The following is a 7,670-nucleotide window of genomic DNA, read 5'->3' on the forward strand; positions in this document are numbered from 1 at the left end:
CGTAACCCCTCGACTCACCACCAAACTTCTTCGCCTGCACCACCGTCAGCGCCGCCGTCAGCGTCGTCTTGCCATGGTCAACGTGACCAATCGTTCCCACGTTTACGTGCGGCTTCGTACGTTCAAATTTTCCCTTGGACACGGCTGACTACCTCTATCGCGGTTCTGGTTTGCGCTAAAAATTCAGGATGCCTTCTTGATGATCGCCTCGGCGACGTTGGCCGGGGCTTCCATATACTTCTTGAATTCCATCGTGTAGGTCGCACGACCCTGGGTCTGTGAACGCAGCGAGGTGGCATAGCCGAACATCTCAGACAGCGGCACCTCGGCACGCAACACCTTCACGCCGGCATTGTCCTCCATGCCCAGGATGATGCCGCGGCGACGGTTGAGGTCACCCATGACATCGCCCATATATTCTTCCGGCGTCTCGACCTCGACCGCCATGATCGGCTCGAGCAGGGCCGGACTGGCCTTGAGCGCACCTTCCTTGAACCCCATCGAACCGGCGATCTTGAACGCCATTTCGTTGGAATCCACATCATGGTAGGAGCCGTCGAACAGGGTCACCTTGACATCGACGACCGGGTAGCCGGCGATGACGCCATTCTGCAGCTGCTCCTGGATACCCTTGTCCACCGCCGGAATGTATTCCTTCGGTACCACACCACCGACGATGCCGTTGACGAATTCGTAGCCCGTGCCCGGCTCCTGCGGCTCGAGCTTGAGCCAGACATGGCCGTACTGGCCGCGACCACCGGACTGGCGCACGAACTTGCCTTCCTGCTCCACCGCCTTGCGGATGGTTTCCCGGTAGGCGACCTGCGGCGCACCAACGTTCGCATCGACCTTGAACTCGCGCCGCATGCGGTCGACGAGAATGTCCAGATGCAGCTCGCCCATGCCTGAGATAATGGTCTGACCGGACTCTTCATCGCTGCGCACCCGGAAGGATGGGTCTTCCTGCGCCAGCTTCTGCAGCGCGATACCCATCTTCTCCTGGTCGCTCTTGGTCTTGGGCTCGACGGCGACCGAGATCACCGGCTCGGGGAACTCCATTTTCTCGAGCGCCACCGACTGGTCCAGCGCGGACAGTGTGGTACCCGTGACGATGTCCTTCAGACCGACCAGCGCGGCGATATCGCCAGCGCACACCTCTTTGATCTCTTCACGGTTGTTGGAGTGCATCTGCAGGATACGGCCGATGCGCTCCTTGTTACCGCTGGTCGAATTGCGCAGGCTGTCTCCCGAGCGCAATACACCGGAATAGCAGCGGATGAAGGTCAGGGTACCAACGAACGGGTCGGTCATGATCTTGAACGCCAGTGCGGCGAACGGCTCGTCATCCGACGAATGGCGCACGATGGGCTCACCGGTATCCAGATCGGTGCCACGGATGGCATGCACCTCGGTGGGCGCCGGCAGGTAGTCGATGACGGCATCGAGCATCGCCTGCACGCCCTTGTTCTTGAAGGCGGAGCCGCACAGCATCGGGAAGATTTCCAAAGCGATGGTGCGTTTGCGCAGCGCGCCCTTGATCTCTTCCTCGGAGAGCTCACCACCCTCCAGGTATTTGTTCATCAGGTCTTCGTCCGCCTCGGCAGCGGCCTCGACCATTTTCTCGCGCCACTCCTGCGCCACCTCGACGAGATCGGCGGGGATATCCTCATAGGTAAAGGTGACACCCTGGTCGGCCTCGTTCCAGAGGATGGCCTTCATCTTGACCAGGTCGACGACACCCTTGAAGTGGTCTTCCGCACCGATCGGCACCTGGATCGGCACCGGGTTGGCACGCAGGCGCTCCTTCATCTGGCGGACGACCTTGAAGAAGTCCGCGCCGGCACGGTCCATCTTGTTCACGAAGGCGATACGCGGCACACCGTACTTGGTGGCCTGGCGCCACACCGTCTCGGACTGCGGCTGCACGCCACCGACGGCGCAATACAGCATGCAGGCACCGTCGAGCACGCGCATGGAGCGCTCCACCTCGATGGTGAAGTCCACATGCCCGGGGGTGTCGATGACATTGATGCGGTGCAGGGGATACTGTTTGGACATGCCCGACCAGAAACAGGTCGTCGCCGCCGACGTGATGGTAATGCCGCGCTCCTGCTCCTGCTCCATCCAGTCCATGGTCGCAGCGCCATCATGTACTTCGCCGATCTTGTGCGACACACCGGTATAGAACAGGACGCGCTCGGACGTCGTGGTCTTGCCGGCGTCGATGTGCGCCGAGATGCCGATGTTGCGATAGTACTCGATGGGGGTTTTGCGTGCCACGGGACGAACTTCCTTAAATGTACTTGCTTACCAGCGGTAATGCGCGAAGGCCTTGTTGGCCTCGGCCATGCGGTGGATGTCTTCGCGCTTCTTCACGGCGGCACCACGACTCTCGGCGGCGTCCAGGATCTCGCCTGCCAGGCGACCGGCCATGGATTTCTCGCCGCGCTTGCGGGCCGCGTCGATCATCCAGCGCATGGCCAGGGTGGTACGGCGCACGGCCCGTACTTCGACCGGCACCTGATACGTCGCACCACCGACGCGGCGGGACTTCACTTCGACCATGGGTCGCACGTTGTCCAGCGCCTTGGTGAGGGCGTCCATGGGATCGGCAACACCCTTGCCGGCGACCTGATCCAGCGCGCCGTAGACGATGCGCTCGGCAACCGACTTCTTGCCCGACTCCATGACCATATTCATGAACTTGGCGAGCATCTCGTTGCCGTACTTGGGGTCCGGCAGAATCTCTCGACGCTCAGCTGACTTTCTTCTCGACATCGCGATACATTCCTGTTCGTTGCAACCGACTCGGCCCAGTGGCCCGTCAGGACTTGGGACGCTTGGCGCCGTACTTGGAGCGGCCCTGGCGACGCTTGTCGACACCCGAGGCGTCCAGGCTGCCGCGCACCGTGTGGTAGCGCACGCCGGGCAGGTCCTTGACGCGACCGCCGCGGATCAGCACCACCGAGTGCTCCTGCAGGTTGTGGCCCTCGCCACCGATATAAGAAGCCACTTCATAGCCGTTGGTCAGCCGGACGCGGGCGACCTTGCGCAGCGCGGAGTTCGGCTTCTTCGGCGTGGTCGTGTACACACGCGTGCAGACGCCGCGCTTCTGCGGAGACGATTCCAGCGCCGGTACGCCGCTCTTTTCCGTCTTGTGCTTGCGCGGCTTGCGCACTAACTGATTGACTGTTGCCATGAAAAATCGCCTTACGCTTTGAATACAGTCGGGATTTCGAGCGACCTGAAAACAAACGACAGGCCGGTTTTGGGTACCCGGCCTGTCGTAAAGAGGCGCAATTGTAGAGAGGCCCCTACACCCTGTCAAGCGCCAAGCGTTCCGGCGCTCGACAGACTGGACGGGGCCTTCTTTACCGACGTCAGGATTCCGTCACGTGCTCCGTCGAACTGCTGTCCGCGGAGGCGGTGAACACCACCTCTTCCGGCTGGCGGCGGCGGCGGCGTTCGGCATGGTAGGCCTGGCCCGTGCCTGCCGGGATCAGCCGGCCGACGATGACGTTTTCCTTCAGGCCGCGCAGGTCATCGCGCAGCCCCCGGACCGCAGCCTCGGTGAGGACACGGGTGGTCTCCTGGAAGGAGGCCGCCGAGATGAAGGACTCGGTCGCCAGCGACGCCTTGGTGATACCGAGCAGCATGGGCTCGTACAGCGCCGGCGTCTCGTCCTTGCCGGTGACCCGCTCGTTCTCCTCCAGGACGCGGGGCTTTTCGGCCTGCTCGCCCTTGAGGAAGCGGGTATCGCCAGCGCTGCTGATCTCGACCTTGCGCAGCATCTGGCGAATGATCACCTCGATGTGCTTGTCGTTGATCTTCACGCCCTGCAGCCGGTAGACATCCTGGATCTCCTTGACCAGATACTCCGCCATCACCGTCACGCCCAGCAGACGCAGAATGTCATGCGGATTGGGCTCGCCGTCGACCACCGTCTCGCCGCGCTCCACATGCTCGTTCTCGAACACGGTGACATGGCGCCACTTCGGGATCAGCTCCTCGTGCTGGTTGCCCTCGGCATCGGTGAGCACCAGGCGCTGCTTGCCCTTGGTGTCCTTACCGAAACTGACCGTGCCGGAGATCTCCGCCAGGATCGCCGGGTCCTTGGGCTTGCGCGCCTCGAACAGATCGGCGACACGCGGCAGACCGCCGGTGATGTCGCGGGTCTTCGAGGACGCCTGCGGAATGCGGGCGACGACATCGCCGACCTCCACCCCGGAACCGTCTTCGAGACCGACGATGGCGCCGGACGGCAGGAAGTAGTGCGCCGGCATGTCGGTGCCCGCGATCTTCAACTCATCGCCGTTCTCGTCCTGCAGCTTCACCATCGGGCGCAGATCCTTGCTGCTGGAACCGCGCTGTTTCGGATCGCTGATGACCAGGCTCGACAGACCGGTCATCTCGTCGGTGCTGCGGTTGACCGTGACACCCTCGACGAAGTCGCTGAAGCGCACCCGGCCGGCCACCTCGGTGACGATCGGGTGGGTGTGCGGATCCCAGCTCGCGACCAACTGCCCGGCCTCGCAGGCATCGCCGTCATAGGCCGAGATGACCGCGCCGTACGGTATCTTGTAGCGCTCGCGCTCGCGGCCGTTCGCATCGTTCACACCGAGTTCACCGGAACGTGATACCGCCACGAGATGGCCGTCACGGTTGGTCACCGTCTTCACGTTGTGCAGACGGATGGTGCCGGCCGATTTGACCTCGACGCTGTTGACGGTCGCCGCACGGCTGGCCGCGCCGCCGATGTGGAAGGTACGCATGGTCAGCTGCGTGCCCGGCTCACCGATGGACTGCGCCGCGATGACACCGACGGACTCACCGTTATTGACGCGGTGGCCGCGCGCCAGGTCGCGACCGTAGCACTGCGCGCACACGCCGTAACGGGTCTCGCAGGTGATGGCTGAACGCACCCGGATTTCGTCGACGCCCAGCTGCTCCAGCTGGTCGACCCACTTCTCGTCCAGCAAGGTGCCGGCCGCGACGGCCAGCGTATCGCTGCCCGGCACATAGGTGTCGGTGGCCACTACGCGGCCCAGCACGCGCTCGCGCAGCGGCTCGACCACATCGCCACCCTCGACGATGGGTGTCATGACCAGCCCCTGTTCGGTGCCGCAATCGACCTCGGTCACCACCAGGTCCTGTGCCACGTCGACCAGGCGGCGGGTCAGGTAACCGGAGTTGGCGGTCTTCAGCGCCGTATCCGCCAGACCCTTACGGGCACCGTGGGTCGAGATGAAGTACTGCAATACATCCAGACCTTCGCGGAAGTTCGCGGTGATGGGAGTCTCGATGATGGAACCGTCCGGCTTGGCCATCAGGCCGCGCATACCGGCGAGCTGACGGATCTGGGCGGCACTGCCACGGGCGCCGGAGTCGGCCATCATGTAGATGGAGTTGAAAGACGGCTGTTTGACATCCTTGCCTTCACGATCCTTGACCAGATCGGTGCCGAGTTTCTCCATCATCGCCTTGGCGACCTGATCGTTGGTACGCGACCAGATATCGACGACCTTGTTGTAGCGCTCGCCGTTGGTGACCAGACCGGAGACATACTGGTTCTCAATCTCCTTCACCTCGGTCTCGGCACGACTCAGGATCGGCGACTTCTCCTCCGGAATGACCATATCGTTCACGCCGAAGGATATGGCGGCGCGCGTCGCGTAGGCGAAGCCGGTGTACATGAGCTGATCGGCGAAGATCACCGTCTCCTTCAGACCGACACGGCGGTAGCAGGCGTTGATCAGACCCGAGATAGCCTTCTTGACCATGTCGCGGTTGACCAGCTCGAACGGCAGACCGGCCGGCAGGATCTCGAACAACAGCGCGCGACCAACGGTCGTATCGACACGCTTGGTCACAGTGTGCATCTGGCCGTCGTCGTCCAGGGCATTCTCGGTGATGCGCACCTTGACCTTGGCATGCAGCTCGACCACGCGGCTGTCATAGGCGCGATGCACTTCGTTGAGATCGGCGAAGGCCATGCCCTCGCCCTTGGCATTGACGCGCTCGCGGGTCATGTAGTACAGGCCCAGCACCACGTCCTGCGAAGGTACGATGATCGGCTCGCCGTTGGCAGGCGATAGAATATTGTTGGTGGACATCATCAGCGTGCGTGCTTCCAGCTGCGCCTCCAGCGACAGCGGCACATGCACAGCCATCTGGTCGCCGTCGAAGTCGGCGTTGAACGCGGCGCAGACCAGCGGGTGCAGCTGGATGGCCTTGCCTTCGATCAACACCGGCTCGAATGCCTGAATACCCAGACGATGCAAGGTCGGCGCGCGGTTGAGCAGCACGGGATGCTCGCGGATCACCTCTTCGAGGATATCCCACACCTCGCCACCCTCACGCTCCACCAGTTTCTTGGCCGCCTTGATGGTGGTGGCCAGGCCACGGCGCTGCAGTTTCGAGAAGATGAACGGCTTGAACAGCTCCAGTGCCATACGCTTGGGCAGCCCGCACTGATGCAGCTTGAGCGCCGGACCGACCACGATCACGGAACGGCCGGAGTAGTCGACGCGCTTGCCGAGCAGGTTCTGACGGAAGCGACCCTGCTTGCCCTTGATCATGTCGGCCAGGGATTTCAGTGGGCGCTTGTTGGTACCGGTGATGGCGCGACCGCGACGGCCGTTGTCGAGCAACGCATCGACGGCCTCCTGCAACATGCGTTTCTCATTGCGCACGATGATGTCCGGCGCATTCAGCTCGAGCAGACGCTTGAGGCGGTTGTTGCGGTTGATGACGCGGCGATACAGATCGTTCAGATCCGAAGTCGCGAAGCGACCGCCATCCAGCGGCACCAGCGGACGCAGCTCCGGCGGCAGCACCGGCAGCACCTCCATGATCATCCATTCCGGCTTGTTGCCGGAATCCAGAAAGGATTCGATCAGCTTGAGGCGCTTGCCCAGACGCTTGAGCTTGGTCTCAGAGTTGGTGGCGGCGATGTCGTCGCGGATCTTGGCCGCCTCGACCTGCAGGTCCATGCTGCGCAGCAGCTCGAACACCGCCTCGGCACCCATGCGCGCATCGAACTCGTCGCCATTCTCCTCGAGGGCCTCGAGATAGGCCTCGTCGGATAGCAGCTGGTTGCGCTCCAGGGTGGTGACCATGCCCGGATCGATGACCACGAAACCTTCGAAATATAATACACGCTCGATGTCGCGCAGGGTCATATCGAGCAGCAGGCCGATGCGCGAAGGCAACGACTTCAGGAACCAGATATGGGCGACGGGGCTGGCCAGCTCGATGTGACCCATGCGCTCACGGCGCACCTTGGCCAGCGTGACCTCCACACCGCATTTCTCACAGACCACACCGCGGTGCTTGAGACGCTTGTATTTACCGCACAGGCACTCGTAGTCCTTCACCGGCCCGAAGATCTTGGCACAGAACAGGCCATCCCGCTCCGGCTTGAAGGTGCGGTAATTGATGGTCTCCGGCTTCTTGACCTCACCGTAGGACCAGGAGCGGATCATGTCCGGGGAGGCGAGGCCGATGCGGATGGCATCGAAGTCCTCGACCTGACCGGTGGGCTTTACGAGATTCAATAAGTCTTTCATGTCGTCTCCTGTCAGGAGTTGGAATTCGGGATTCGGGATTCGGGATTCGGGATTCGGGATCCGGGATCCGGGATCCGGGCAGGTCGGCACCACACCCGCAGG

The 7,670-nt window shown here is 62.6% G+C and carries 5 protein-coding genes; all 5 read right to left on the minus strand.

Annotated elements, in window-relative coordinates; all coding sequences use genetic code 11:
• The coding region (tuf, locus tag K8I04_15410) for an elongation factor Tu (protein ID MBZ0073103.1) at positions 1-142 on the minus strand (142 nt) is incomplete at its 3' end.
• 41 nt (positions 143-183) lie between these two features.
• Positions 184-2,280: an elongation factor G gene (gene fusA / locus K8I04_15415; protein ID MBZ0073104.1), complete on the minus strand. Its 2,097-nt coding sequence runs from the start codon at positions 2,278-2,280 to the stop codon at positions 184-186.
• 27 nt (positions 2,281-2,307) lie between these two features.
• Complete coding sequence (gene rpsG, locus K8I04_15420) at positions 2,308-2,778, minus strand: 30S ribosomal protein S7 (GenBank protein MBZ0073105.1); 471 nt, start codon at positions 2,776-2,778, stop codon at positions 2,308-2,310.
• Positions 2,779-2,824: 46 nt separating this feature from the next.
• Positions 2,825-3,199, minus strand: coding sequence for a 30S ribosomal protein S12 (gene rpsL, locus K8I04_15425; protein ID MBZ0073106.1), 375 nt, complete (start codon positions 3,197-3,199; stop codon positions 2,825-2,827).
• Positions 3,200-3,380: 181 nt separating this feature from the next.
• Positions 3,381-7,568: a DNA-directed RNA polymerase subunit beta' gene (gene rpoC / locus K8I04_15430; GenBank protein MBZ0073107.1), complete on the minus strand. Its 4,188-nt coding sequence runs from the start codon at positions 7,566-7,568 to the stop codon at positions 3,381-3,383.
• Between the last annotated feature and the right edge of the window lie 102 nt (positions 7,569-7,670).

The organism is Gammaproteobacteria bacterium (genome assembly GCA_019911805.1).
Classification (GTDB): Bacteria; Pseudomonadota; Gammaproteobacteria; order Thiohalobacterales; family Thiohalobacteraceae; genus JAHJQQ01.

Bases quoted from the DNA above. Each gene is read 5' to 3' on its own strand.
- rpsG (MBZ0073105.1), bottom strand. From the start codon at position 2,778: ATGTCGAGAAGAAAGTCAGCTGAGCGTCGAGAGATTCTGCCGGACCCC.
- rpsL (MBZ0073106.1), bottom strand. From the start codon at position 3,199: ATGGCAACAGTCAATCAGTTAGTGCGCAAGCCGCGCAAGCACAAGACG.
- rpoC (MBZ0073107.1), bottom strand. From the start codon at position 7,568: ATGAAAGACTTATTGAATCTCGTAAAGCCCACCGGTCAGGTCGAGGAC.